This window comes from Pseudomonas sp. 008 (assembly GCF_016861935.1).
Classification (GTDB): Bacteria; Pseudomonadota; Gammaproteobacteria; order Pseudomonadales; family Pseudomonadaceae; genus Aquipseudomonas.
Map to the genome: position 1 here is coordinate 301,859 of NZ_BOMA01000003.1, position 26,190 is coordinate 328,048.

At 60.4% G+C, this 26,190-nt stretch carries 19 protein-coding genes; 11 read left to right on the forward strand and 8 right to left on the reverse strand.

The genetic code is table 11. The features are described from left to right. Window positions 1-14: 14 nt before the first annotated feature. From JUI81_RS08640 to JUI81_RS08660, 5 genes are all read right to left on the reverse strand, one after another. Complete coding sequence (locus JUI81_RS08640) at window positions 15-1,484, reverse strand: efflux transporter outer membrane subunit (RefSeq protein WP_204124103.1); 1,470 nt, start codon at window positions 1,482-1,484, stop codon at window positions 15-17. Further along, window positions 1,474-1,953 carry a MarR family winged helix-turn-helix transcriptional regulator gene (locus JUI81_RS08645; protein ID WP_007940922.1) on the reverse strand — a complete coding sequence of 160 codons (480 nt, stop codon included), beginning with the start codon at window positions 1,951-1,953 and terminating at the stop codon, window positions 1,474-1,476. Before JUI81_RS08645 ends, JUI81_RS08640 begins: the two co-directional genes overlap by 11 nt. Window positions 1,954-2,251: 298 nt before the next feature. After that, window positions 2,252-5,926, reverse strand: coding sequence for a translocation/assembly module TamB domain-containing protein (locus JUI81_RS08650; RefSeq protein WP_204124104.1), 3,675 nt, complete (start codon window positions 5,924-5,926; stop codon window positions 2,252-2,254). Further along, the gene (locus JUI81_RS08655; RefSeq protein WP_026331774.1) at window positions 5,923-7,650 is read right to left on the reverse strand and encodes an autotransporter assembly complex family protein; all 1,728 of its coding nucleotides are present in this window, start codon (window positions 7,648-7,650) and stop codon (window positions 5,923-5,925) included. Before JUI81_RS08655 ends, JUI81_RS08650 begins: the two co-directional genes overlap by 4 nt. Before the next feature lie 66 nt (window positions 7,651-7,716). Then, on the reverse strand, window positions 7,717-8,367 hold the full coding sequence (locus tag JUI81_RS08660) for an N-acetyltransferase (RefSeq protein ID WP_105343993.1): 651 nt from the start codon (window positions 8,365-8,367) through the stop codon (window positions 7,717-7,719). 229 nt (window positions 8,368-8,596) lie between these two features. Here JUI81_RS08660 and xthA point away from each other — a divergent pair, with 229 nt between their 5' ends. Further along, entirely contained in the window at window positions 8,597-9,409 is an 813-nt protein-coding gene (gene xthA / locus JUI81_RS08665; protein ID WP_019580046.1) for an exodeoxyribonuclease III, read from the forward strand. Between the two features lie 179 nt (window positions 9,410-9,588). Continuing rightward, entirely contained in the window at window positions 9,589-10,926 is a 1,338-nt protein-coding gene (locus JUI81_RS08670; protein WP_204124105.1) for a substrate-binding domain-containing protein, read from the forward strand. A gap of 170 nt (window positions 10,927-11,096) precedes the next feature. Here the strand turns inward: JUI81_RS08670 and JUI81_RS08675 are convergent, their stop codons facing one another. Further along, a complete protein-coding gene (locus tag JUI81_RS08675) occupies window positions 11,097-12,326 on the reverse strand; it encodes an acyl-CoA dehydrogenase (protein WP_008014296.1) in 1,230 nt (409 codons plus the stop codon). A gap of 188 nt (window positions 12,327-12,514) precedes the next feature. On the opposite strand from JUI81_RS08675, the gene JUI81_RS08680 reads away from it, so the two are divergent. The 3 genes from JUI81_RS08680 to JUI81_RS08690 all read left to right on the forward strand — a co-directional run bounded on the left by JUI81_RS08680 (window position 12,515) and on the right by JUI81_RS08690 (window position 15,077). Continuing rightward, entirely contained in the window at window positions 12,515-13,444 is a 930-nt protein-coding gene (locus JUI81_RS08680; RefSeq protein ID WP_008068246.1) for a LysR family transcriptional regulator, read from the forward strand. Window positions 13,445-13,649: 205 nt separating this feature from the next. Continuing rightward, window positions 13,650-14,048, forward strand: a complete 399-nt coding sequence (locus tag JUI81_RS08685; RefSeq protein ID WP_007904077.1) for a MerR family DNA-binding transcriptional regulator — start codon at window positions 13,650-13,652, stop codon at window positions 14,046-14,048. A gap of 129 nt (window positions 14,049-14,177) precedes the next feature. After that, a complete protein-coding gene (locus tag JUI81_RS08690; protein ID WP_019580044.1) occupies window positions 14,178-15,077 on the forward strand; it encodes a hydroxymethylglutaryl-CoA lyase in 900 nt (299 codons plus the stop codon). A gap of 674 nt (window positions 15,078-15,751) precedes the next feature. Here the strand turns inward: JUI81_RS08690 and JUI81_RS08695 are convergent. After that, window positions 15,752-17,446, reverse strand: a complete 1,695-nt coding sequence (locus JUI81_RS08695; protein WP_019580043.1) for an AMP-binding protein — start codon at window positions 17,444-17,446, stop codon at window positions 15,752-15,754. A gap of 296 nt (window positions 17,447-17,742) precedes the next feature. Here JUI81_RS08695 and JUI81_RS08700 point away from each other — a divergent pair, with 296 nt between their 5' ends. Genes JUI81_RS08700 through JUI81_RS08715 form a run of 4 tightly spaced genes read left to right on the forward strand, consistent with a single transcriptional unit; the run spans window position 17,743 to window position 23,310 of the window. Continuing rightward, a complete protein-coding gene (locus JUI81_RS08700; RefSeq protein WP_007940933.1) occupies window positions 17,743-18,906 on the forward strand; it encodes an isovaleryl-CoA dehydrogenase in 1,164 nt (387 codons plus the stop codon). A 12-nt stretch (window positions 18,907-18,918) separates the two neighbouring features. Continuing rightward, the gene (locus JUI81_RS08705; RefSeq protein WP_096479892.1) at window positions 18,919-20,526 is read left to right on the forward strand and encodes a carboxyl transferase domain-containing protein; all 1,608 of its coding nucleotides are present in this window, start codon (window positions 18,919-18,921) and stop codon (window positions 20,524-20,526) included. A 13-nt stretch (window positions 20,527-20,539) separates the two neighbouring features. Then, entirely contained in the window at window positions 20,540-21,355 is an 816-nt protein-coding gene (locus tag JUI81_RS08710) for a gamma-carboxygeranoyl-CoA hydratase (RefSeq protein ID WP_007940935.1), read from the forward strand. Continuing rightward, window positions 21,355-23,310, forward strand: a complete 1,956-nt coding sequence (locus JUI81_RS08715; protein ID WP_204124106.1) for an acetyl/propionyl/methylcrotonyl-CoA carboxylase subunit alpha — start codon at window positions 21,355-21,357, stop codon at window positions 23,308-23,310. Before JUI81_RS08710 ends, JUI81_RS08715 begins: the two co-directional genes overlap by 1 nt. 39 nt (window positions 23,311-23,349) lie before the next feature. Here the strand turns inward: JUI81_RS08715 and JUI81_RS08720 are convergent, their stop codons facing one another. Further along, on the reverse strand, window positions 23,350-24,015 hold the full coding sequence (locus JUI81_RS08720; RefSeq protein WP_019580039.1) for a LexA family transcriptional regulator: 666 nt from the start codon (window positions 24,013-24,015) through the stop codon (window positions 23,350-23,352). Window positions 24,016-24,144: 129 nt separating this feature from the next. On the opposite strand from JUI81_RS08720, the gene JUI81_RS08725 reads away from it, so the two are divergent. After that, window positions 24,145-24,486 (forward strand): DUF6124 family protein, encoded by a 342-nt coding sequence (locus JUI81_RS08725; RefSeq protein ID WP_019580038.1) that lies wholly within the window; start codon window positions 24,145-24,147, stop codon window positions 24,484-24,486. A 491-nt stretch (window positions 24,487-24,977) separates the two neighbouring features. Continuing rightward, window positions 24,978-26,129, forward strand: a complete 1,152-nt coding sequence (locus tag JUI81_RS08730; RefSeq protein ID WP_204124107.1) for a M14-type cytosolic carboxypeptidase — start codon at window positions 24,978-24,980, stop codon at window positions 26,127-26,129. The last annotated feature ends 61 nt before the right edge of the window (window positions 26,130-26,190 follow it).

Consider the following 26,190-nt stretch of genomic DNA (forward strand, 5'->3'; position numbering starts at 1 on the left):
ACAAGTACCTTGAATTAGTTGTGCTGCGTGGCTGGGTTTGCGTTGGCGGCGGTCAGGGTTTCGCCCTGAAAACCGCCACCCAGCGCCTGCATCAGTTGGATCGACAGGTCGATCTGCTCGGCATTCAGGTTGGCCAGCTGACGCTGGGCCTGGAGCAATTGCTGCTCGATGCTGAGCACGTCGAGGTAGTTGCCGATGCCGGAACCGTAGCGCTGGACCACGGTGTTGTAAGAGTCCTGGGCGATGTCGGTGGCGTGTTGCTGGGCACCGATTTGCCGGCCGATATCGTGCAACTGGTTGATGGTGTCGCTGACATCGCCTAAAGCTTTCACCAGGCTTTTGTTGTACTGCGCCACCGCGAGGTCGTAATCGGCATCGCGAGAATCGAGGTCGGCACGCAGGCGGCCGCCGTCGAAAATCGGCACCGAGATCGTCGGCGCGATGCTGAAGAAGCGACTGGCGGAACCGAACATCGCATCCCCCAGCAACGACTCGACACCGGCCGCCGCGCTCAGGTTGAGGTTGGGGTAGAACCGGGTCTTGCTCGCCGCGATGTTTTTGCTCGCGGCTTCAACCCGCCAGCGTGCCGCTACCAAGTCCGGGCGACGACCGAGCAATTCCGCTGGCAACACCGATGGCAACGCGACGGTGCTGGCCTGAAGGACTTTCGGCCGGGCGATTTCGTTGCCGCGATCCGGGCCTTTGCCCAGCAGCACCGCCAAGGCGATTTTCGCGCTTTGCAGGCGTTTCTCGGCGTCGATCAGGCTGGCTTCGGCGCTGGCTTCAAGGCTTTCGGTTTGCTGGAACTGGTACTGACTGTCGATCCCCGACCTCAGGCGACGCTGGCTGAGGTCGAGCATTTGTTTGGTGCGTTTGAGGTCTTCGCTGGCCAGGTCATGGATGATGTGCGCCTGCCCCAGATCGCTGTAGGCGCGGGCGACGTCGGCGGACAAGGTCAGTTGCGCGGCCTGCTGATCGACTTCGGCGGCGCGGGCCTGGCCCAATGCGGCTTCCCAGGCATCGCGCTGACCGCCCCAGAGATCGAAGGTGTAATTGAAGCTGGCACCGAGATTACGCACGGTGGAGTAAGTGCCACCCTGCCCGCTCGGGTCTTTGTCGCGGGCCAGACGCGAACGGCTGACACCAGCGTTGGCATCGAGGGTGGGCATCCGCGCAGCATCGGCGGCATAGGCGGCAGCACTGGCCTGATGAGCGCGAGCGTCGGCGATTTGCATGTCGGGGCTGTCGTGCAGGGCTTCGCCGATCAGGCCGTCGAGCTGCGGGTCGCCGAGGCTTTTCCACCAGTCGCTTTTCGGCCATGCGGCGGGTGTCAGGGTCACGCCATTGAGCGACTGCCCGGCCTTGAGGTTCTTCGCATCGAGGCTCACGCCTTCAGTGCTCAGGCCGCTGTAGCTGGCGCAACCGGCGACGCTCATGGCCAACAGCACCAGGCTCAGTCCGGTACGCAGGCGTTTACTGTTCATGACCACCTACCCGCAGCAAGGTGATCGAGTCACCCGCCGCTACCAGGATTTTCTTCAGGATGTGTTCCAGGGTTTTCAATTCTTCCGGGGTGATGGCACCGGCCAGTTCATTCATGGCATCGGCGCCGATCTGCGGCAGCTGGTCGGTCAACTGCTGGCCTTGTTCGGTCAGCACCAGTTGCACCTGGCGGCGGTCTGCCTCGGAGCGTTGGCGGGCAAGGAAACCTTTCTGTTCCAGACGATCGAGCATGCGGGTCATCGAACCGCTGTCCAGCGACAGGTGACGGCACAGCTCGGCCGGGGTATCGACGCCGAACTGGGCCATGATGATCAACACTTTGAACTGCGCGGCAGTGATGCCGTGGGGTTCCATGTGCGTATCGATGATCCGGTCCTTGAGCAGCGCGGCGCGTCCGAGCAAGAGGCCGAGATGGCAATTATGGAAATCGTATGAGGAGAAATGTTTCATCTGGCCACCGATTAGCTGCCTAGGCAGTGAATGTATGTCGAGATATTACTGCTTAGGCAGCCAATGTCAACGCAATAGTTAGGATGCTTTGTATTCGACTGATAAAAGGCGCACGACCGACCACCACAAATCTCTGTGGCGAGGGGGCTTGTCGGAACGCCGCACCGCCCCGTTCGGCTGCGAAGCAGTCGTCGCTTTTCGATTTGCAGGGTTTCAGAAGGAATGAAATGGCAAGTTTTGGGGCCGCTGCGCGGCCCAACGGGGGCAAGCCCCCTCGCCACAGGGATCGCGCAGGGGGTTAGAAATCCCGCTTGTAGAAGATGTCCAGCGAACTGGCCACGCCGCTGGCGGCTTCGAGGTAGACTTTTTTGCTCAGCTTGTAACGCAAAGCGATGGTATTGGCCGGTTCAAACACGCCTACGCCATAGCGCAGGCTGAGCTTCTCGGAGATATTGCCGCTGGCGACCACACTGGTGGTGTTGCCGCTGCCTTGGGTATCGAGCTGGAAGTCCTGAATGCCCAGATCCTTGGCCAACCCGCTGGTGACCCCGGAGCTGCCCATCAAACCCAAACCGAGGGCGGCCTGGGCGAGCATGTTGTTGTCTTCACCGGTGGTACTCAGCGGACGCCCCAGCACCAGGTAAGACAACGCCTGCTCCTGACTCATCGCCGGTTCGGAGAAGATCTGCGTGGTCGGCTGTTCGGCACTGCCGCTCAAGCGAATGCCAGCGATCACGTCGTCGGTCTGGCGAATCGCTTCGATGTCCAGGTACGGCTGATCGATGGGACCGGCAAACAGCAAGCGGGCCCGACGCACCGTCAGCCGCTGGCCGTAGGCGCGATAACGCCCGTCGTTGAGCCAGAGCTCGCCACGGGTGTCCATGTTGTCGCCGATGTGCACATGACCTTGCAGGTTGGCGGTCAGGCCAAATCCGGCAAAGCTTAGTTTGTCTTCCCCGACCACCACGTCGATGTCCATCGCCATGGCCATCGGCGGCTTGCCCTCTTCGGTCTGCTGACCGACGATCACCGTGTCATCGGAGACCTTGACCGTCGACGGCGGCAGCTCGCGCACGGTGATTTCGCCCTTGGGCACCAACACTTTGCCGACGATCGCCAGTTTGTCGTCCTTCATGGAGATCTTCAGGTCCGGCGCCACTTCCAGCGCGGCGTAGGGTTCGACGGTGACCGGCAACTGCGAGCCCTTGAGCGCCAGATCCACGACCAGTGCCTGGCCCCAGGCGATGTTGCCATTGAGGCTGCCCTGCCCGGCCTTGCCGCTTTTCCAGCCGCCGTTCAGCTGTACGGTTTCGCCGGCAATCACGGCTTGCAATTGCAGGGCCTGGAGCGCCATCGGCAGTTCCGGCCCGGAGATTTCACCGTCGCGCAGCTCAAGGTTGCCGTTGACCTGCGGCGCCAACAACCCGCCAGACAGCGTGCCGCTGCCGTTCAAATGCCCGGTGAGTTTCTCGACCATCGGCACAAACGGCCGCGCCACCGACAAATCCAGGCCATTGAGGCGGAATGAGCCGGTCAGCGGTTTGTTCTTCGGCAACGGGTTGATCTGCGCCTGCAGCATCAGCTCACCAAGCTTGCCACCGACGAAGCTGAGGTCGGTGTCGATGCGTTTTGGCGTGAGTTTGCTGGTGAGTTTCAGGGTCTGGTACGGGAAGTCCAGCCACTGATCCTTTTCCTTCATGCGCAACGTGCCGCCGCTGGCATCGACGCTGATCTGGCCGTTCGGGCCGCTGGCCGGCAAGTCCAGTTGCAGGTCGGCGTTGAGCCGGCCCTGCCAGGCAAAATCCTTCGGCAGCCATTGCGCCAGGCTGTCGATCGGGAACTGCTTGAGGTGGTAACGCAGCTTTGGCTCGGGCATCAAGCGCTGGTCTTCGCCACACAGGCTGGCCGGGCCGGACATCCAGCAATGGGCACCGAAGTTGATTTTACCGTCCGCCAGCCGTTCGAGCCTGGCCGGGTTTTGCAGCTTCCAGTCCTGACCACCGGCCTGGATATCGCCACTGGCCAGACGCCCGCGCCAGTTACCTTTATCCAACGCGCCGTCAAGACCGAGCGCCAGTTTCAGCTTCGGCCCTTGCAGGTCGAGGGTCAGTTTCTGGTTTTTGATGTCGCCCTGGCCGCTGGCGGTCAAGGTGCCCAGTGACGTGTCGCCGGTCTGGATGCCGCTGCCCTTGAGGTCGATCTTCGCCCGTTGGGCACTGTCGAGGGTGGCGTCGAGATTGAGGCTTTGCAGGCGGTTGTCTTCGAAGACCAGTTGCGAGCCCTGCAGGGCGAGCTTGCCTTGTGGCGCCTTGAGCGTGCCGGCGACATTGACCCGACCATTGAGCTGGCCGCGCAGTTGCGGCCAGAGTTGGGCCAGACGCGGCATTTTGATGTCGATCTGGCCGGCGAGTTTCTGTTGCAGGCTGCCTTGGCCATTGATGCTGTTGTCACCCAGGCGAATCTGCAAGGCATTGAAGTTCCATTGCTCGCCGCCGCCATCAGCCTTGGCTTGCAGCACCGCCGGCTGCCCGCGCAGTTTGCCTTTCAAGTCCAGGTCGGCGGTCAGGCTGAGCCTTTCATTCTTCATCTCGCCCTTGCTGCGTAACGGACCCGCCAAGGTACCCGGCAACTCCGCGAGCCAGTAAGCCGGGTTGATCGCCGAGAGGTCCAGCGCGGTATCCCAGGCGATGCCGTCGGCAAATTGCAGGCTCAGGTGCCCTTCGGCCTTGCCCTGCCCGGCTTCAAGTTTGAATTGTGGCAGATGGATTTGGCTCAGGTCGCCGCTGAACGGGCTGTTCAGGCTGAACGCACCGGCCGGGCCATCCAGTGCGGCCTTGAAGTTACCGATGTAGTTGCCGTCGGTGTAGGAGACTTCACCGTTGAAGCTGCGCAGTGCCACTTGCGGCTCGTCGATCAGCGGATAGAGGCGGTGCCAGGGGAAATCCAGCCAGTCGATTTTCGCTTCGGCACTGAAGCCTTTGCTCCAGTCCAGTTGCCCGGTGAGCTTGAGGCTTTGTTTGTCATTGGCGGTCAGGTCGAGACCCGCGATTTGCGCGCCCTTGGCGTCGACCTTGCCTTGCAGCAACAACGCGACCGGGCCAAGCTCTGCGGGCAACGTGGCTTTGCCGAGCAACTGGTAGCCGTTTTTCAGGTCGCCGTCGCCGGTGAGTTCCAGTTGATTGAGTTGCAGGGTGTCCGGCAGCTCGGCGCTGGCCTTGAAGCCGTCAGCGGTGATACGCACTTTTGCCGGCAGGTTTTCCACCAGCGGCTGCAATTCGCCGGTCAACTGCCCGTTCAGGTAACCGCTGCTGTCGGCTTTCAGGTTCAGGGTTTTCAGCAGATCGCCGTCGACCTTCAACACCAATGCCCAGGGTTCGGTGCCCGGCGCCGGCAAGGTCAGTTTGCCTTCGGCGGTCAGCGGCCAGTTGCCGCTCGGTTGCAACAGGCCAGACAGGTTCAGGCTCAGTTCATCCCGCTGCAAGTGCACCGAGTCGATCTGCAAACCCTGTTCGGTCCAGTGCGCCGCCAGTTGCAGGCCTTTGAGCTCTTCGCTGCCATTGAACAGCAGACGGCCGACCTTGACGTCACCCAACTCGATGGCCAGCGGCAACTTCAAGTCCGGAAGGCTGATCGGCCCGCTGCTTTGCTCTTCCACGCCTGGCGGGAATTGCAGGCTGACCTGCTCGGCCTGTAATTGCTCGATGCACAGCGTCATGCGCGTCAGGCACAGTGGCGACCAGGCGAAAATCGCCTGGTTCAGCTCAACCCGGCTGTTGTCCTGCTGCCACAGCAGATGGTCGGCGCTCCACTGTCCACCCAAACGGCCCTGGAAATTCTCCACGGTCAAACCCGGCACAAACCCGAGCGCCCAGCGACTGCCCGTCGCCGTACCCAGCACGATGATCAAGGCCAGCACGACCAGCATCAGCAGCGCCGGGATCGCCAGCAGCGTTATTTTCAAACCACGCTTCACAGCTCAGGCCCCATGGAAAAGTGCAGTCGAATGCCGCCGTCGTCGTCCATCGCATGGGCCAGGTCGAGGCGAATCGGCCCTACCGGCGAAACCCAGCGCACGCCAATACCGACGCCGGTCTTCAGGTTCGGCAGTTCGAGGGTGTTGAAGGAGTTGCCCTGGTCGATGAAGGTTGCGACCCGCCACTTTTCGGCGATGGAGTATTGATACTCGACGCTGCCGGCGACCATGTAACGGCCACCGATACGGTCGCCATCGGAGTTCTCCGGGGACAGGCTCTGGTAGTCGTAACCGCGCACGCTCTGATCGCCACCGGCGAAGAAGCGTAAGGATGGCGGCACCGACTTGTAACCGTTGGTGGCGCTGCCGCCGACCTGCACCCGACCGAGGAAGCGGTGTTTATCGAAGACCGTGGTCAGGCCTTTGACCAGTGCCGTGCCATACACCAGGTTGGTGTCCGAACCCAATCCTTCCTTGGCCACCTTGGTTTCGAATTGCAGGCGATAGCCGTTGTGCGGGTCGATGCGGTTGTCGCTTTTCAGGTACGAATAGCTCACGCCGGGCATCAGCAAGGTGCTGAGCCCCGAGTCGTCACCGAGTGTGTATTCCTCACGTTGCCATTTGAGCGACACTACCCGCTGCCAGCCGCTGGGCAACTTGCTGTGCCATTCGGGGCCGAGGGTCAGCAATTTGCTGCGGGAGTCGGTGCCAGCGATATCTTCATATTGATAGCCAGCGGCCCAGCGCAGTTTGTCGGTCAGCGGTGGATCCAGGGGAATGTCGTAAAACACCCCGACGTTCTGCCGCGGTGCCGACAGTTCGGCTTCCCAGCCATAGCTGTCGCCTTGCGGGTTGACCCAGTGCCGGGTCCAGTTGGCCTTGATTCGCGGGCCGACGTCGGTGGAAAACCCCAGACCCAAGCCCATGGTCCGCGGCTTGCGGGTGTCGAGTTTGACCGCCACCGGGATCACGTCGTCCTTGGAGGCCGTTGGCGCCGCGTCGACGCGCACGCCTTCGAAATAACCGCTCGATTGCAGCGCCTGATTGAGTTCGGCGATCAGCTCGGAGTCATAGGGCGTACCGGCCTTGAACGGCACCATGCGTTGCAGCAGGTCTTCGTCGAACGGCGTGTCGCCTTCAAAACTGACTTTGCCCAACGCATAACGCGGACCGCTGTCGTAGATCAACTCGATGTCGGCGACGCCCGCGCGCGGGTCCACCAACAGCTTCTGGCGAGTGAAGCGCCCACTGAAGAAGCCGAAACGCGAGGCCTGGTTCTGGATCAGCCGCTTGGCGTCTTCATAATGACCATGATTCAGCACCGCGCCAGGTTTAAGCAGGTCGCTCTTAGGCACACGAAAGGATTTAAGCGAGGCGGCAGGACCGTCGACACGTATCGTGACGTTGCGCAAATGGATCGGCTCGCCGGGATCGATGTTCAGCACCAGGCGCGGCGTCTTGCCGCCCTTCACGTCGCTGTCGATTTGCGGCTGGTAATACCCCAAGGCCTGGGCGGCCTTGCGCGCCTGCTCTTCGGCGCCGCGACTGAAGCGCAGCAAGGCTTCTTCATCGCGATCGCCGAGGCTACCGATATAGCCCTCTATATTGGCCTTCAGTTCATCGTTGGACGGTTTGATCCGCACATCCAATTCACTTTGCGCCAGCGCTGCGCAGCTGGATAACAGCATCAGCAGGCCACTGGTCATTCTTCCTGGAACATTCATAGGCGCGGATGCTATCACGAGCTTGGGAGCCTGATAGAGCCGGACTTGCCCCAAAAAGTTCGGCGATTACGCTGTTGCTGTTTGTAACACCTGCGGGTTGGCGTGGAAAAACACGTGTTCACGAATCGGCCCTACGGCCACTTCGCCGATTTCCTCATAGCCCTGACGCTTATAGAACTCCAGATAGCGAGGATTCCCGGTATCGAGGATCACACCCTGGGAGTGCTCATCGACCGCGCACCAGTTGTGCACCGCTTGCAGCAATTGTTCGCCAAAGTGCTTGCCCTGAAATTGCGGGTGAACTCCCAGCAACGGCAGGATGTGCACCGAATCGGACGGCACGCAGGCCATCACGGCGGCGTGGTAGTCGAGGTAGCGCCGGGTACAGCGAAACCCGGTGCTGAGCACCATCCGCAGGCGCCAGGCCCAGCTTTCGGTGATGCCCAGGCGGCGTTGCGGCGGCGCGATCAGGGCGATGCCGATCAAGCGGTCATTCACCAGCAGGCCGATGGCCGGTAAATCCTGCAGAAAATGTTGTTTGACCAATTCGCGCACCGTCGCCCGCACCCGCTGTTCATAACCGGGGCGTTCGGCTTCGAACAGATAGCCGAACGTCGGCTCGTGCCGGTACGCCTGGTACAACAGGGAACGCGCTTCGCGGGAATAGCCGCTGTCGAGCATGTGAATATCGGCGATGGCGGTCGAGGTTTCGGGCATAACGGCGGATCTCCCTGGGGCACAGCTCAGATGGCTGCGCTCTTCTTGGTACGAGCCTTGGGGTGGTTTCACAGTTCCCCAGACAGGTATAGACCAAGCGAGGAGCTTCATCGACTAGGCTTGCCCGCGCCAACGCATCTCTGACAGGACACAACGAATCCCCTCACCCCAAAGCTGGCCCCATTCCTACATGTCAGCTAGCATCGCACTTTTGCCAGGACTGCCGACCATGAAGATCGTCTCCTTCAACATCAACGGGCTGCGCGCTCGCCCGCATCAGCTGGCGGCGCTGATCGAAAAGCATCAACCGGACGTGATCGGGTTGCAGGAAACCAAGGTCCACGACGACCAGTTTCCCCTGGCCGAGGTGCAGGCGCTGGGGTATCACGTGTATTTCCACGGGCAAAAGAGTCACTACGGCGTGGCCCTGCTCTCGCGCCAAGAGCCGATTGCGCTGCACAAAGGTTTCGCCACTGATGAAGAAGACGCTCAACGGCGCTTTATCTGGGGCACGTTCGCCGACGCCAATGGCGTGCCGGTAACCATCATGAACGGCTATTTCCCACAGGGCGAAAGCCGCGATCACCCCACCAAGTTCCCGGCCAAGGAACGTTTCTACAGCGATTTGCAACAATTGCTGGAAAGCCAGTTCAGCAACGACCAGCCGATCGTGGTGATGGGCGATGTGAACATTTCCCCGGAAGACTGCGACATCGGCATTGGCCCGGATAACATGAAACGCTGGCTGAAAACCGGCAAATGCAGCTTCCTGCCCGAAGAACGCGAATGGATGGCACGCCTGAAGAACTGGGGTCTGGTGGACAGTTTCCGTCACCTGAACCCGGACGTTGCCGACCGTTTCAGCTGGTTCGACTACCGCAGCCGCGGTTTTGAAGATGAGCCCAAGCGCGGGCTGCGGATTGACCTGATCATGGCATCCAACGGGTTGTTGCCTCGGGTCAAGGACGCGGGCGTGGATTACGAACTGCGCGGGATGGAAAAACCTTCCGATCATGCGCCGATCTGGCTTGAGCTGATCTGATCGTTCCCACGCGCAGCAACGGAATGCATCCCGTGACGCTCTGCGTCACATTCAACAGCGGAACGCGGAGCGTCCCCGGCGACGTTCCCTTGCTGCGCGTGGGAACGATCACTGTCATCGTTCAGAAACCTTACTGACTTATTCTCCCGGCACTTTCTTTGGCTTATTAAGGTGCCGGCATGACCCTGCGCGTGTTGTTCCTGCTGCTCGGCGCCGTGCTGCCATTGACGGTGTCGGCGGGCGATCTGCCGACGCCCGAACACGGCCCGGTGCTGCGCATCCAGGGTTCCAACACCATTGGCGCGGCGTTGGGGCCGGCGCTGGTCGAGGGGTTGATGCATGAGCAGGGCCTGCTCAAGGTGCACCGCGAAGCCCCGGACAAAGCCAACGAACAACGCATCGTCGGCGAAACCGTTCAGGGCCGTCGAGTCGAGGTGGAAGTCGCGGCCCACGGTTCCAGCACCGGATTCAAAGCCCTGAAAATCGCCTCCGCCGATCTTGCGGCCTCGTCACGGCCGATCAAGGACAGCGAACGACTGGATCTCGAACCGCTGGGCGATCTGAAAAGCCCGGTTGCCGAACAAGTCATCGCCATCGACGGGCTGGCCATCATCCTTCATCCGCACAATCCGCTGAAGCAGCTCAACACCGAGCAACTGGCGCGAATCTTCAGCGGCGAGACGAAAACCTGGGAAGAACTCGGCGGCACCGGTGGGACGATTCATCTCTACGCGCGGGATGACCAATCGGGCACGTACGACACGTTCAAGGAGTTGGTCCTCAGCCCGCGTGGGAAAATGCTGAGCGGCAATGCGAAACGCTTCGAATCCAGTGAGCAATTGTCCGACGCGGTGAGTCTGGACCCGCAAGCCATCGGCTTCATCGGTTTGCCTTATGTGCGCCAGGCCAAAGCAGTGGCCATTGTCGATGGTGACTCCCAGGCCATGCTTCCGTTCAATAGCCTGATCGCGACGGAAGATTACCCGCTGTCCCGTCGGCTGTTCCTTTACCTGCCGCCGAACGGGAAAAATCCCTGGGCCAAGGCGCTGGTGAAGTTCGCCCAGAGCAGCAATGGCCAGGCGATTGTCGCGGCCAATGGTTTTATCGCGCAGACCGTTCAGGCCATGGCCGTCACACCGAATGCGCTGATGCCCGAGGGTTATCAGGCACTCAGTCGGCATGCCCAGCGGCTGACGGTGAATTTTCGTTTCGAAGAAGGCAGCGCGACGCTGGACAACAAGGCTCGCCAGGACCTGTCGCGGGTGCTCGACTATATAAAGCAGCACGACAAAACCAATCGGCAGGTGACGTTGGTAGGGTTTGGCGATGCCAAGAGCGACCCCACGCGGGCCGACCTGCTGTCGAAACTGCGGGCCATGGCGGTGCGGCGAGAACTGGTGAAAAGCGGCGTGGTGTTTCGCGAGATTCGCGGTTTTGGCGCCGAGATGCCGGTGGCGACCAACAGCGGGGATGAAGGGCGGATCAAGAATCGGCGGGTTGAGGTTTGGGTGTATTGAAGTAAGCACCAAACATTGTGGCTTGGGGGCCTACTGTGGCGAGGGGGCTTGCCCCCGTTGGACCGCGAAGCGGGCCTCAAACCGGCCACCGCATTTTTCCTGGAAAGACGCGGTGTACAATTTACGACTGCTGCGCAGCCGAACGGGGGCAAGCCCCCTCGCCACAGGTTTCAGTGCCCGCTGCGCATCATTTCTTTAGGCACATACTTGCCGATCTCGAACTTGCCAATCGCCGCGCGGTGCACTTCGTCCGGGCCGTCGGCCAGGCGCAGGGTGCGTTGCATGGCATACATGTAGGCCAGCGGGAAATCGTTGGACACCCCTGCCCCGCCATGGATCTGGATCGCCCGGTCGATCACCCGTAACGCCACGTTCGGTGCAACCACTTTGATCTGCGCGATCTCGCTCTTCGCCACTTTGTTGCCGACGGTGTCCATCATGTACGCCGCTTTCAACGTCAGCAGTCGCGCCATGTCGATCTCCATCCGCGAGTCGGCGATTTTGTCAATGTTGCCGCCCAGACGCGCCAGAGGTTTACCGAATGCAGTGCGGTTGACCGCCCGTTTGCACATCAGCTCCAGCGCACGTTCAGCCATGCCGATCGAACGCATGCAGTGGTGAATCCGGCCCGGGCCGAGGCGACCCTGGGCGATTTCGAAGCCGCGTCCTTCGCCCAGCAGGACGTTTTCGTACGGCACCCGGACGTTCTCGAATAGCACTTCGGCGTGGCCGTGAGGCGCGTCGTCGTAACCGAACACCGGCAGCGGACGCACAATCTTCACGCCCGGCGTATCCACCGGCACCAGAATCATCGAGTGCTGCGCGTGGCGTGGTGCATCCGGATTGCTCAGGCCCATGAAGATCAGGATCTTGCAGCGCGGATCGCAGGCCCCTGAAGTCCACCATTTCTTGCCGTTGATCACCCACTCATCGCCATCACGCACGGCACGGGCAGCCATGTTGGTGGCGTCGGACGAGGCCACGTCCGGTTCGGTCATGGCAAACGCCGAGCGGATCTCGCCGCGCAACAGCGGTTCGAGCCAGCGTTGCTTCTGCTCTTCGTTGGCGTAACGCACCAGCACTTCCATGTTGCCGGTGTCGGGCGCCGAGCAGTTGAACGGCTCAGGGCCCAGCAATGAGCGGCCCATGATTTCCGCCAATGGCGCGTATTCGAGGTTGGTCAGGCCGGCACCGAGTTCGGACTCAGGCAGAAACAAATTCCACAGGCCTTCAGCTTTGGCCTTGAGCTTGAGCTCTTCCATGATTGCTGTCGGCTGCCAGCGATCGCCCTCGGCGACCTGGCGTTCGAACACCGCTTCGGCGGGGTAAACGTAGGTATCCATGAACGCAGTCACGCGCTCACGCAGTTCCTGGACCTTGGGCGAATAAGCGAAATCCATGGCAGCTCTACCTTTTAATCAGGGGTTCAGAGGAGTTGTTCAGGTCATGCAATCGATGCTAGAACAGCTACGAAAATTTACCTAACCTATTCTCGGCGTGTATTAACATTCATCACCGATATATGATCGGCTGATTGCCAAGGCCCTCGGGTCCGATCAAGACGCCCCTGATAACAAGAGTGCAGCGCATGAATCTGAGCAAGGTCGACCTCAACCTTTTCATCGTCTTCGACGCGATCTACACCGAAGCCAACCTGACCCGCGCCGGGCAGATCGTCGGCATTACTCAACCGGCAGTGTCGAACGCTCTGGCCCGCCTGCGCGAAACCTTCAACGATCCGCTTTTCGTGCGCACCGCCCAGGGCATGGTGCCGACGCCGATGGCACAGAACATCATCGGCCCCGTGCGCAACGCCCTCTCCCTGCTGCGGGTGTCGGTACAGGAAAGCCGCATCTTCAACCCGTTGCAGGCGGTCAAGACCTACCGCATCAGCATGACCGACCTCACCGAAGCGGTGATCCTGCCGCCATTGTTCCAGCGCCTGCGCCGCCTGGCGCCGACGGTGATCATCGAAAGTTTCCTGTCCAAACGCCGCGAAACCACCAAGGAACTGGCGGCCGGGCGCCTGGATTTCGCGGTGGATGCGCCGCTCAACACCGATCCGCAGGTGCGTCACGTCAAGTTGATGGAAGACCGTTATGTGTGCGCCATGCGCAAGGGCCATCCGCTGGCGGGCAAAGAGAAATTCACCCTCGACGATTACCTGTCCCTGACCCACATCCATATCTCCAGCCGCCGCAGCGGCCTGGGCTATGTCGACCTGGCCCTGGGCAAAATGGGCATCCAGCGCAAGATCGCCCTGCGCTCCCAGCATTACCTGATGGCGTCCCAGGTGTTACAGCAGACCGACATGGTCATGACCGTGCCGGAACGCTTCGCTCGTCGCCATGATTTGTACTCGGTGAACCTGCCGGTCAAAGAAGTTCCGCCGGTGGAAACCCACCTCTACTGGCACGAAAGCACCGACCAGGACCCGGCCAACCGCTGGATGCGCGAGCAGATGATCGAGTTGTGCCAGCAGGTCACGGCGCACGAGAAGAAGCTGGATAAGGTGTAGGACGTTAATCCGCGTCATCGTTCTTCGCGGGCAAGCCTCGCTCCTACAAGGTTAGCGTCGAACCACGATTAAATGATCGACACCAAACCTGTAGGAGCGAGGCTTGCCCGCGAAGAGGCCCGTCACTACACAGACAATTCATGCCCCTTGACGTAAACGTCAACCTGACATTAGCTTAGCGCCATGACCTTTTTCGAGCGCTTCCATGAGCAGCCAGACCTATAGCATTTCCGACCTCGCCCGCGAGCTCGACATCACCACCCGGGCCATTCGCTTCTATGAAGAGCAAGGCCTGCTCAGCCCCGAGCGTCGCGGTCAGGAACGCATTTATTCGCCCCGTGACAAGGTCAGCCTGAAGCTGATCCTGCGGGGCAAGCGCATTGGTTTTTCCCTGGCCGAATGCCGCGAGCTGATCGAGCTCTATGACCCCTCCAGCGGTAACACCAAGCAATTGCACAGCATGCTGGCGAAAATTGCCGAGCGTCGGGAACAACTCGAGCAGCAACTGCTGGACATCGAACAGATGAAGCTGGAACTCGACACAGCCGAGGAGCGCTGCACCCAGGCGCTGGAGCAAACGATCAAGAGCCAGCAGCTCGTGTAGGAGCTGAGCTTGCTCGCGAAAGCGGTATGTCCTTCAACATGGATGTCGACTGACCTGACGCTTTCGCGAGCAAGCTCAGCTCCTACAGGGCTCTGTGAACATTCATACAATCTCAACAGGTCGATTCCCATGTCCCTCCCCACCCACGTACGCCTGGTCGAAGTCGGCCCCCGCGACGGTCTGCAAAACGAAGCCCAACCCATCAGCGTCGCGGACAAGGTGCAATTGGTCGATGCGCTCACCGCCGCTGGCCTCGGCTATATAGAAGTCGGCAGTTTCGTCTCGCCCAAATGGGTGCCGCAAATGGCCGGTTCCGCCGAGGTCTTCGCGCAGATCCAGCGCAAACCAGGGGTAACCTATGGCGCCCTCGCCCCCAACCTGCGGGGCTTTGAAGACGCTATCGCCGCCGGGGTCAAGGAAGTCGCCGTGTTCGCCGCAGCATCCGAAGCGTTCTCCCAGCGCAATATCAATTGCTCGATCAGCGAAAGCCTGGAGCGCTTCGTGCCGATCATGGACGCGGCCAAACAACACGGCGTCAGCGTGCGCGGTTACGTGTCCTGTGTGCTGGGCTGCCCTTACGAGGGTGATGTCGCGCCTGCGCAAGTCGCCCGGGTCGCTCGCGAACTCTATGCCATGGGCTGCTACGAGGTTTCGCTGGGAGATACCATCGGCACCGGCACCGCTGGCGCGACCCGCAAGATGTTTGAAGTGGTTTCGGCCGACGTGCCACGGGAAAAACTGGCCGGGCACTTCCACGACACCTATGGCCAGGCCATGGCCAATATCTACGCCAGCCTGCTGGAAGGCATTGCGGTGTTCGACAGCTCCATCGCCGGCCTTGGCGGCTGCCCGTACGCCAAGGGCGCCAGCGGTAACGTCGCCACCGAAGACGTGGTTTACCTGCTCAACGGCCTGGGCATCGAGACCGGGATCGACCTGGACGCCTTGATTCGCGCCGGCCAGCAGATTTGCGCGGTGCTGGGGCGCCCTACCGGTTCTCGCGTGGCCAAGGCTCGCAGCGCACAGTGACGACGCGGATGTGTCCGGGTGTTACCGCGTGTTCTGGCACGTGGGGCGGAAACGAGTAACACGGAAACAAATTGTCAGGTTTGGTACGGATGAAAAATCTCACAAAAAATCAAATCATTGATTTTAAAGGACTTTTCAAAGTTGGCACGGCTTCTGCTATCTCTATGGCATAACAAGAATAAAAAGCTGCAAACCAATAAAAATAAGACGTAACGACTCTGACATAACAAGAACAACACGGCAGAGACGCAGCTAACAGATTTTTTTGGAGAAGGTGTGCTTTTCAGGGTGCTTTTCGGAGTAACCCGCAACCGGGCAGAGAACAATAAAACTACCTTCAGGTAGCTCCCGAACTGGTTGGATCGCTTGGCGAAAAAGTAGATCAGCGCTCAAAAAAATACGTTTGCTCTTGATCCCGGATGGGGATCGACAAAAACAGCGGTAAAGGGCCACGGTTGCCAAAAACAACAACAGACCGCCCCTCAATAATAAAAAAAGAGCACGTAACGACAAAATTAAAGGGGAGCTTCGGCTCCCCTTTGTGCTTCCTGCGTTTCCCCATTCCCCAAATACGTAGGAGCGAGGCTTGCCCGCGAAGGCGCCAGATCAGTCGACATCAATGCTGAATGACAAATCGCCTTCGCGGGCAAGTCGGATCGCCGCACCGCTCGCTCCTACGGTATAGCCTTGAGTTCCTCGATGCTGATCTCACGCATCCGAAACTTCTGGATCTTGCCGGTCACGGTCATCGGAAACTCCTCGACGAACTTGAAGTAACGCGGCGTCTTGAAGTGCGCGATACGCTCCTTGCACCAGGCCTGCAACTCCTGTTCGGTGGCGCTGTGGCCGGGATGGAATTTGATCCAGGCGACAATCTCTTCGCCATACCGGGAGCAAGGAATGCCGATCACCTGCACATCGGCAACCGCCGGGTGGGTGAAGAAGAACTCTTCCAGTTCGCGCGGGTAAATATTCTCACCGCCGCGAATGATCATGTCCTTGTTACGCCCGGCGATGCACACGTAGCCTTCGTCGTTCATGCTCGCCAGATCGCCGGTGTGCATCCAGCCAGCGTCATCGATAGCCTCGGCGGTGGCTTGCGGGTTTTTCCAGTAGCCGAGCATCACGCTGTAACCCCGAGTGCACAGCTCGCCAATGGTGCCGCGTGGCACCAGATTGCCCGCCTCGTCGATGATCTTGCTTTCCAGTTGCGGCTGGGTGCGGCCGACCGTGGTGACGCGCAATTCCAGGTCGTCCGACGGACCGGTCTGCAAAGACACGGGGCTGGTTTCCGTCATGCCGTAGGCAATCTGCACTTCGCTCATGTGCATTTCGCCGATAACCCGACGCATCACCTCGATCGGACACGTCGCCCCGGCCATGACCCCGGTGCGCAGGCTCGACAAATCAAATTCGGCGCGCTTGGGCTGATCGAGCATGGCGATGAACATGGTCGGCACGCCATAAAGCGCGGTGGCTTTTTCTTCGGCGACGGTGGTCAGGGTCAACAGTGGATCGAAGGCATCGTTGGGGTAAATCATGGTGCTGCCGTGGGTGACGCAGCCGAGGTTGCCCATGACCATGCCGAAGCAGTGATACAGCGGCACCGGAATCACCAGCCGATCATCGGCGGTCAGGCCGAGGCTTTCGCCGACCATGTAACCGTTGTTGAGAATGTTGTAGTGGCTGAGGGTCGCGCCCTTGGGGAAACCGGTGGTGCCGGAGGTGTACTGGATATTCACCGCCTGATCGAAATGCAGGCTGTCCTGGCGTTCGTGCAATTGCTCGATCGACACACTGGCCGCCAGATCGGCCAATTGCGACCACGGCAGGAAACCCGAGGGTGGCTGCGCATCCAGGCTGATGACCCCACGCAGTTCCGGCAGGCGTTCGCTCTGCAAGTGGCCGATGGATTGCTCCGCCAATTCCGGCACCAACCCTTGCAGCATGCCGTGATAGTCGGAGGTCTTGAAGGCCCCGGCGCAGACCAGCCATTGGCAGCCGGATTGCTTCAATACGTATTCGAGTTCTGAACTGCGATAAGCCGGGTTGATGTTGACCAGGATCACGCCGATTTTCGCACTGGCGAACTGGCTGATGCACCACTGGGCGCAGTTCGGGGCCCAGATGCCGAGCCGGTCACCGGTTTGCAAACCCAGCGCCAGGAATGCTCTGGCGTGCAGATCAACAGCATCCGACAGCTGCTGCCAGGTGTAACGCAGCTGTTGATGGCGCACGACCAGCGCCTCCCCGTTCGGGTATTGCGCGACGGTGTTATCAAACGCCTGGCCGATGGTCATCGCCAGCAAGGCTTTGTCCTGGGAACCACGGGTATAGCTGCGCTGCGGGTTTGCACTGGGTTGATCCATGACGACCCCTATTGTCTTTATTAATGGGCTGTACCGGCGACCTGTAGGAGCCGGCTTGTGTGGCGAGGGGGCTTGCCCCGTTGGGCCGCGCAGCGGACCCAAGATCTGCGAGCGCTGCGCACTCGAACGGGGGCAAGCCCCCTCGCCACAGTCTTTCAGAACTGGCTCTACTCTCGCTCAAGTTGACGTTAACGTAAAGGGTGATTGACAGCCATTCGTCACAGGCTTACGTTAACGTAAAGGTGAGAGCTGAATCACTGCCCTCCCCACCCTACAAAAAAGCCAAAAGGTGCCCCATGAGCTACCCATCCCTGAACTTTGCCCTCGGTGAAACCATCGACATGCTGCGCGATCAGGTTCAGTCCTTCGTCGCCAAAGAGATCGCCCCGCGCGCCGCTCAGATCGACATCGACAACCTGTTCCCGGCCGACCTGTGGCGCAAATTCGGCGACATGGGCCTGCTGGGCATCACCGTGCCGGAAGAGTACGGCGGCGCCGGCCTGGGTTATCTGGCGCACGTGGTTGCCATGGAAGAAATCAGCCGTGGTTCGGCGTCGGTCGCCCTGTCCTACGGCGCGCACTCCAACCTCTGCGTCAACCAGATCAACCGCAACGGCACTCATGAACAGAAAAGCAAATACCTACCGAAACTGATCAGCGGCGAACACATCGGTGCCCTGGCCATGAGCGAGCCGAACGCCGGTTCCGACGTGGTCTCGATGAAGCTGCGCGCCGACAAACGCGGCGATCACTACGTGCTCAACGGCAGCAAGACCTGGATCACCAACGGTCCTGACGCCAACACCTACGTGATCTACGCCAAGACCGACCTGGAAAAAGGCCCGCACGGCATCACCGCGTTCATCGTCGAGCGTGACTGGAAAGGTTTCAGCCGCAGCAACAAATTCGACAAGCTGGGCATGCGCGGTTCAAACACCTGCGAGCTGTTTTTCGATGACGTCGAAGTGCCGGAAGAAAACATCCTCGGCGTACTCAATGGCGGCGTGAAAGTGCTGATGAGCGGCCTCGACTACGAGCGCGTGGTGCTTTCCGGTGGCCCGACCGGGATCATGCAGGCCTGCATGGACCTGATCGTGCCGTACATCCACGACCGCAAACAGTTCGGCCAGAGCATCGGCGAATTCCAGTTGATCCAGGGCAAAGTCGCCGACATGTACACCCAACTCAATGCCAGCCGCGCTTACCTGTATGCCGTGGCCCAGGCCTGCGAGCGCGGCGAAACCACCCGCAAGGACGCCGCCGGGGTGATTCTCTACAGCGCCGAACGCGCCACGCAAATGGCCCTCGACGCGATCCAGATTCTTGGTGGCAATGGCTACATCAACGAATTCCCGGCCGGTCGTCTGCTGCGTGACGCCAAGCTGTATGAAATCGGCGCCGGCACCAGTGAGATCCGTCGCATGCTGATCGGTCGCGAACTGTTCAACGAAACCCGCTAAACGGAGCTGTCCATGGCTATCCTGCATACCCAGCTCAACCCCCGTTCGGCGGAGTTCGCGGCCAACAGCGCGGCGATGCTCAAACAGGTCGACGCCCTGCACACCCTGCTCGCGCAAGTGCAGCAAGGTGGCGGCCCGAAGGCGCAAGAACGTCACACCTCGCGGGGAAAACTGCTGCCCCGTGAGCGGATCAATCGCCTGCTCGATCCGGGTTCGCCGTTTCTTGAGATCAGCCAGCTGGCGGCCTACGCGGTCTATGGCGAAGACGTTCCCGCCGCGGGCGTGATTGCCGGGATCGGCCGGGTGGAAGGCGTCGAATGCATGATCGTCGCCAACGATGCCACCGTGAAAGGCGGCTCGTACTACCCGCTGACGGTGAAAAAACACCTGCGTGCGCAAACCATCGCCCAGCAGAATCGCCTGCCGTGCATTTATCTGGTGGACTCCGGTGGCGCCAACCTGCCGCGTCAGGATGAAGTGTTCCCGGACCGCGAACACTTCGGGCGGATCTTCTTCAACCAGGCCAACATGAGCGCCATGGGCATTCCGCAAATTGCGGTGGTCATGGGCTCTTGCACCGCCGGGGGCGCCTACGTTCCGGCGATGGCCGACGAGGCGATCATGGTTCGTCAGCAGGCCACGATTTTCCTCGCCGGCCCACCGCTGGTGAAAGCCGCGACCGGCGAAGTGGTCAGCGCCGAAGACCTCGGCGGGGCCGATGTGCACTGCAAGATTTCCGGGGTCGCCGACCACTACGCCGAAAGCGATGAACATGCCCTGGCATTGGCCCGGCGCAGCGTGGCCAACCTCAACTGGCGCAAGCTCGGCGAACTGCAACAACGTGCTCCGATCGCGCCGCTATATAGCAGCGACGAGTTGTACGGTGTGGTCTCGGCCGACGCCAAGCAACCGTTCGATGTGCGTGAAGTGATCTCACGACTGGTGGACGGCTCGGTGTTCGATGAGTTCAAGGCGCTGTTCGGGACGACTTTGGTGTGCGGCTTCGCCCACCTGCACGGCTACCCGATCGCGATCCTCGCCAACAACGGCATCCTCTTCGCCGAGGCCGCACAGAAAGGCGCGCACTTCATCGAACTGGCCTGCCAGCGCGGCATTCCGTTGCTGTTCCTGCAGAACATCACCGGGTTCATGGTCGGCCAGAAATACGAGGCCGGCGGCATCGCCAAGCACGGCGCGAAATTGGTGACCGCCGTGGCTTGTGCCAAGGTGCCGAAATTCACCGTGATCATCGGCGGCAGCTTCGGCGCCGGTAACTACGGCATGTGTGGCCGGGCCTACGATCCACGCTTCCTGTGGATGTGGCCGAACGCGCGAATCGGCGTGATGGGCGCCGAACAGGCGGCGGGCGTACTGGTGCAGGTCAAGCGTGAGCAAACCGAGCGCAGCGGGCATCGTTTCAGCGCCGAGCAGGAAGCCGAGATCAAGCAACCGATCCTCGATCAGTACGAAGAACAGGGTCACCCCTACTACTCCAGCGCCCGGCTGTGGGACGACGGCGTCATTGACCCGGCGCAGACCCGCGACGTGTTGGCCCTGGCCTTGTCGGCGTCGCTGAACGCACCCATCGAACCGAGCCGCTTCGGCGTGTTCCGGATGTGATCTGGAGAAAACCATGAGCGACTTCAACACCCTCGAGCTGCAGACCGACCCGCGTGGTTTTGCCACCCTGTGGCTCAGCCGAGAAGAAAAGAACAACGCGTTCAACGCCGAAATGATCCGCGAACTGATTCTCGCGCTGGATAAAGTGTCGAGCGATGCCAGCCTGCGTTTTCTGTTGATCCGTGGGCGCGGCAAACATTTCAGCGCCGGTGCCGATCTGGCCTGGATGCAGCAATCGGCCGAACTCGATTACCACACCAACCTTGATGACGCCCGGGAACTGGCGGAGTTGATGTACAACCTCGCCAAACTGAAAGTCCCGACGCTGGCCGTGGTGCAGGGCGCGGCGTTTGGCGGCGCGCTGGGCTTGATCAGTTGCTGCGACATGGCGATTGGCGCCGACGACGCGCAGTTCTGCCTGTCGGAAGTGCGCATCGGCCTGGCGCCAGCGGTCATCAGCCCGTTCGTGGTGCAAGCCATCGGCGAACGTGCGGCGCGGCGTTATGCCTTGACTGCCGAACGTTTCGGCGGGCAACGGGCTCGGGAAATCGGCCTGTTGTCAGAGAGCTATCCGATGGCTGAGCTGGAGCAGAAAGTCGATCAGTGGATCGACAATCTACTGCTCAACAGCCCGGCAGCCATGCGCGCCAGCAAGGATCTGCTGCGTGAAGTCGGCAACGGCGCGCTGACTCCGGCGCTGCGCCGCTACACCGAGAATGCCATCGCCCGAATTCGCGTCAGCCCGGAAGGCCAGGAAGGCCTGCGCGCCTTCCTGCAAAAACGTTCGCCCACCTGGCAAGCCGAAATCACCCTCAAGGAGCCGCGTTGATGAGCGCACCTGTTCTCACCACCCTGCTGGTGGCCAACCGTGGCGAAATCGCCTGCCGGGTGATGCGCACCGCCAAGGCTCTGGGCCTGACCACTGTGGCCGTGCACAGCGCCACCGACCGTGACGCCCGGCACAGCCGCGAAGCGGATATCCGCGTCGACCTGGGCGGCAGCAAAGCCGCCGACAGTTACCTGCAAATCGACAAACTGATCGCCGCCGCGAAAGCCAGCGGTGCTCAGGCGATTCATCCCGGTTATGGTTTTCTCTCGGAAAACGCCGGGTTCGCCCGGGCGATCGAGGCGGCTGGCCTGATCTTCCTCGGCCCGCCCGCCTCGGCCATCGACGCCATGGGCAGCAAGTCCGCGGCCAAAGCCTTGATGGAAACCGCCGGTGTGCCGCTGGTGCCCGGCTATCACGGCGAAGCCCAAGACCTCGACACCTTCCGCGATGCCTGCGAACGCATCGGTTATCCGGTGTTACTCAAGGCCACGGCGGGCGGCGGCGGCAAAGGCATGAAAGTGGTCGAGGACGTCAACCAACTGGCCGAAGCCCTGGCCTCGGCGCAGCGTGAAGCACAATCGTCGTTCGGCGATTCGCGGATGTTGGTCGAGAAATACCTGCTCAAGCCACGTCATGTGGAAATCCAGGTATTCGCCGACCAGCACGGCAACTGTCTGTACCTCAACGAGCGTGACTGCTCGATTCAGCGTCGGCATCAGAAAGTCGTCGAAGAAGCACCCGCTCCAGGCCTGACCCCGCAATTGCGTCGGGCCATGGGCGAAGCCGCCGTACGTTCGGCTCAAGCGATCGGCTATGTGGGCGCCGGCACCGTGGAGTTTTTGCTGGATGCGCGCGGTGAGTTCTTCTTCATGGAAATGAACACGCGCCTGCAAGTCGAACACCCGGTGACCGAGGCCATTACCGGCCTCGACCTGGTGGCCTGGCAGATTCGTGTAGCCCGCGGCGAAGCGCTACCGATGACACAGGATCAGGTGCCGCTGATCGGCCATGCGATCGAAGTACGGTTGTATGCCGAAGATCCGGGCAACGATTTTCTGCCGGCCACCGGACGCCTGGCGTTGTACCGCGAATCCGCCGAAGGGCCGGGGCGTCGTGTGGACAGTGGCGTCGAAGAAGGCGACGAGATTTCGCCGTTCTACGACCCGATGCTTGGCAAGCTGATTGCTTGGGGCGAAGACCGTGAACAGGCGCGGCTGCGATTGCTGAGCATGCTCGAGGAGTTTGCCATTGGCGGGCTGAAGACCAACATCAACTTCCTGCACCGGATCATCGGCCACCCGGCGTTTGCCGCCGCCGAACTGGATACCGGGTTCATTCCGCGTTATCAGGAGCAACTGCTGCCAGCACCTTCGCCGCTCAGTAATGAGTTCTGGCAAGCGGCGGCCCAGGCGTTTGCGCAAAGTCAGCCGGCTGTTTTGCGCGCCGATGATCCGAGTTCGCCGTGGGCCTTCAACAATGGTTTCCGTGCCGGGCTGCCGACAGAAATCACCCTGCACTTGAGTTGCGAAGGGCAAGACCGGGCGCTGACCCTGGGCAATGCCGACATGCATACCGCACGGCTTCAAGGTGAATATCTGCTGACCGAACACCACGGTTTGCGCCGCCAGCACCGGGCTATCCGCCGTGGCGATGCGCTGTATCTGCAATGGGACGGCGAGCTGCGCCGCATCGAGTCGTATGACCCGATCGGCGCCGTCGAAGCCAGTCACAGCCATCAAGGCGGGCTCACCGCGCCCATGAACGGCAGCATCGTGCGGGTGCTGGTGGAGGCCGGGCAAACGGTCGAAGCCGGGGCGCAGCTGGTGGTGCTGGAAGCGATGAAAATGGAGCACAGCATTCGCGCGCCCCACGCCGGGGTGATCAAGGCGCTGTATTGCCAGGAAGGCGAAATGGTCAGCGAAGGCAGTGCCTTGGTGGAGTTGGAACAAGCGTGAAATGAAGATCGGTCCTACGCGTTGCGAGGACCGATCTGATTAGAATTTGGCAGTCGCCTGAACCACCACGCCGATGATTCGGCATTCTTCGGTGTAAAGGGCTTTCGGATAGGTCGGATTGAGCGGGACCAGATAACGCTGCCCGCCTTCTTCGATCAGCTTGCGAAAGACCGCCTCGGCGCTGCCGGGCCATTGGGCGATCACCAGTTTGCCAGGCTCCGGCACGATGGCCGGGTCGACCAGAATCAGCATGCCCTCGGCAATGCTCGCTCCCGTAGGGGCGGTCATCGCATCGCCGACCACCACCAGCCAGAACGCAGCGCCCTGTGCGTGGTAATCGGACAGCTCGAAACGTGGCTTGCTGACAGCCAGCGAGGTGCCGTAGGTCGATAGCTCTCCGTCACGCACCTCCCCGGTTTCCCGCCAGTCACTGACCGGGTAGCGGAAGTACGGGTTGTACTTTTGCGTCAGACAGATCTCCTCATCCTCTGAGGGCAGCGGTTCCCTGATCACCATCGCCACTTCCAGATAGTCCATGCCGAGCGCCCGCAAGACACGATTCATCTCTGCGATGCCGGGCTGACGACGTTTATTGAGCCAGTGGCCGACGCCACCCTGGGACATCCCGATGCGCTCGGCGAGTATTTCCTGAGTGACTTTGAGTTCACTCATTTTGGCCTTGACCAATTCAATCCATTTATCCATGTGCGGCACGATACGTGGGGTACTCCGACCATCAAAACACAAATTGTAGTATTAAAACTGAAGACACAAATACAGTACGTACTAAGCTGGGCTCACGGATTTGAATTTCTCACGGAGCTCGCCATCGTCATGACTATCCCCAGCAATACCCTGCCCGACATGCAAATCGACACCAGCCTCACCTCGCCAAAAGGCTCTGCCGCCGCGCAGCGGGCACTGGACTATTACTTGAAACCAGCTGTGTCAGAAGCGGCCAGCGAAGAACGTTTCTTTGATGTGAACCGTAACATCAGCAGCGAAGAGGCGCTGGTCCATGCTTCGGACCTGCTGCGGTGCGCCGTTGCCACCGCGCATGAGTCAGCCAACCAGCTGCAGGGCGCAAGCCGGGATCTGGCGTTTTCGACGGTGCACATGATCGACATGGCCAAGGCGATGGTCGACCGGGCCCTGGAGGGCAATCAGAACAATTGAGGCGGGAGCGTATTGGAGGAGGACAGGAAAATTTTTCCAATCGCGCAGGTAGAAACATTTGACTTGCAAATGATAATGATTATTATTATAATTGCATCAACTGATCGCGAGATCAGTCGATAGACCAAGAGACCTTAGGTCGGACTCCTGGACTATCTCCTCATCAGGCTAATCACGGTTTTTGACCCGGCTTTTTGCCGGGTCTTTTTTTTGCCAGTCAGGCTGGCTTTGGCTTCAGGCTAATGAAGTCTGTAGGTGCTGCAAAATTCGATTGGCGCGGATGATATCAAAAGAATATCTACTGCCAAGAGAAGCCCGGCAGCACTGGGCCAAACTAACGAAAAATAGCACTTGAGAATCAATTGCGCAGTCTCTAAGCTGCATCGGCGTCAAGGAGGACGCCCCCCTTTTACACCCCCGTAATTTCCCCCGGTTTCTCCCCCTCTTGCGTGTAAAGTAGCAGCCATAAAAATCGTATTCAGGAATTGATTATGGCCGGGGCTAAATCTTCTTTCGACATCAGCGCTAACTTCGACAGCGGCAACATTGATGTGCTGGACATCAGCAATCCTCTGCAAGCATTGCTGGCCATCAGGCCAGACACTCGCAGCCAGCATTTCCAGTGGTTCCATTTCAAGGCCAGCGGCCTGCATGTGGGTCAGGAGCATTGGTTTCGTCTGAACAACGCCAGCAAGTCCTCATACAACAAGGCCTGGGATGGTTATCAGGCGGTGGCGTCCTACGACCACGTCAACTGGTTCCGGGTGCCGACCATCTTCGAAGGCGACTGCCTGCGTTTCAGCCTTGAAGCCACTGCCACACATGCCTGGTTCGCCTACTTCGAACCCTACAGCCGTGGCCGTCACGACTGGCTGATCGAACAGGCACTGACCAAGGCCGGCACCGAACTGTTGGCCACCGGCAAGAGCGTTGAGGGTCGTGACATCCAGCTATTGCGCAAAGGGACTGGCGCCGAAGGTCAGCGCAAGGTCTGGATCATCGCCCAGCAACACCCTGGCGAACACATGGCCGAATGGTTCATGGAAGGCGTGATCGAGCGTCTGGAGAAACACGACGACCCGGTGCTGAATGAGCTCCTGGCCAGCGCCGACCTGTACCTGGTGCCAAACATGAACCCGGACGGCGCCTTCCACGGTCATTTGCGCACCAATGCCATGGGCCAGGACCTGAATCGCGCCTGGCAGAACGCCAGCCAGGAAATCAGCCCGGAAGTGCTGTTCGTTCAGCAGCAAATGGAAAAGTATGGCGTCGACCTGTTCCTCGACATCCATGGCGATGAAGAAATTCCCTACGTGTTCACCGCCGGTTGCGAAGGCAACCCCGGCTATACACCGCGGATCGAAAAACTCGAAGAGCGCTTCCGCAGCCATCTGAAGCACCTGACCAAGGACTTTCAGACCAAACACGGCTACACCCGCGACGAACCGGGCAAAGCCAACATGACCCTGGCCTGCAACAGCGTCGGTCAGAAGTTCGATTGCCTGTCCTTTACCATTGAAATGCCCTTCAAGGACAACAACGACGCGCCGAATGCGCTGACTGGCTGGTCTGGCAAGCGTTCGAAGCAGTTGGGCAAGGATGTGCTGACGACCATTGCCGACATGGTCGATACCTTGCGCTGATCCCCCTTGGACAAAAGATCGCAGCCTTCGCAGCTCCTGCAAGGCTGCGGTTTTTTGATGT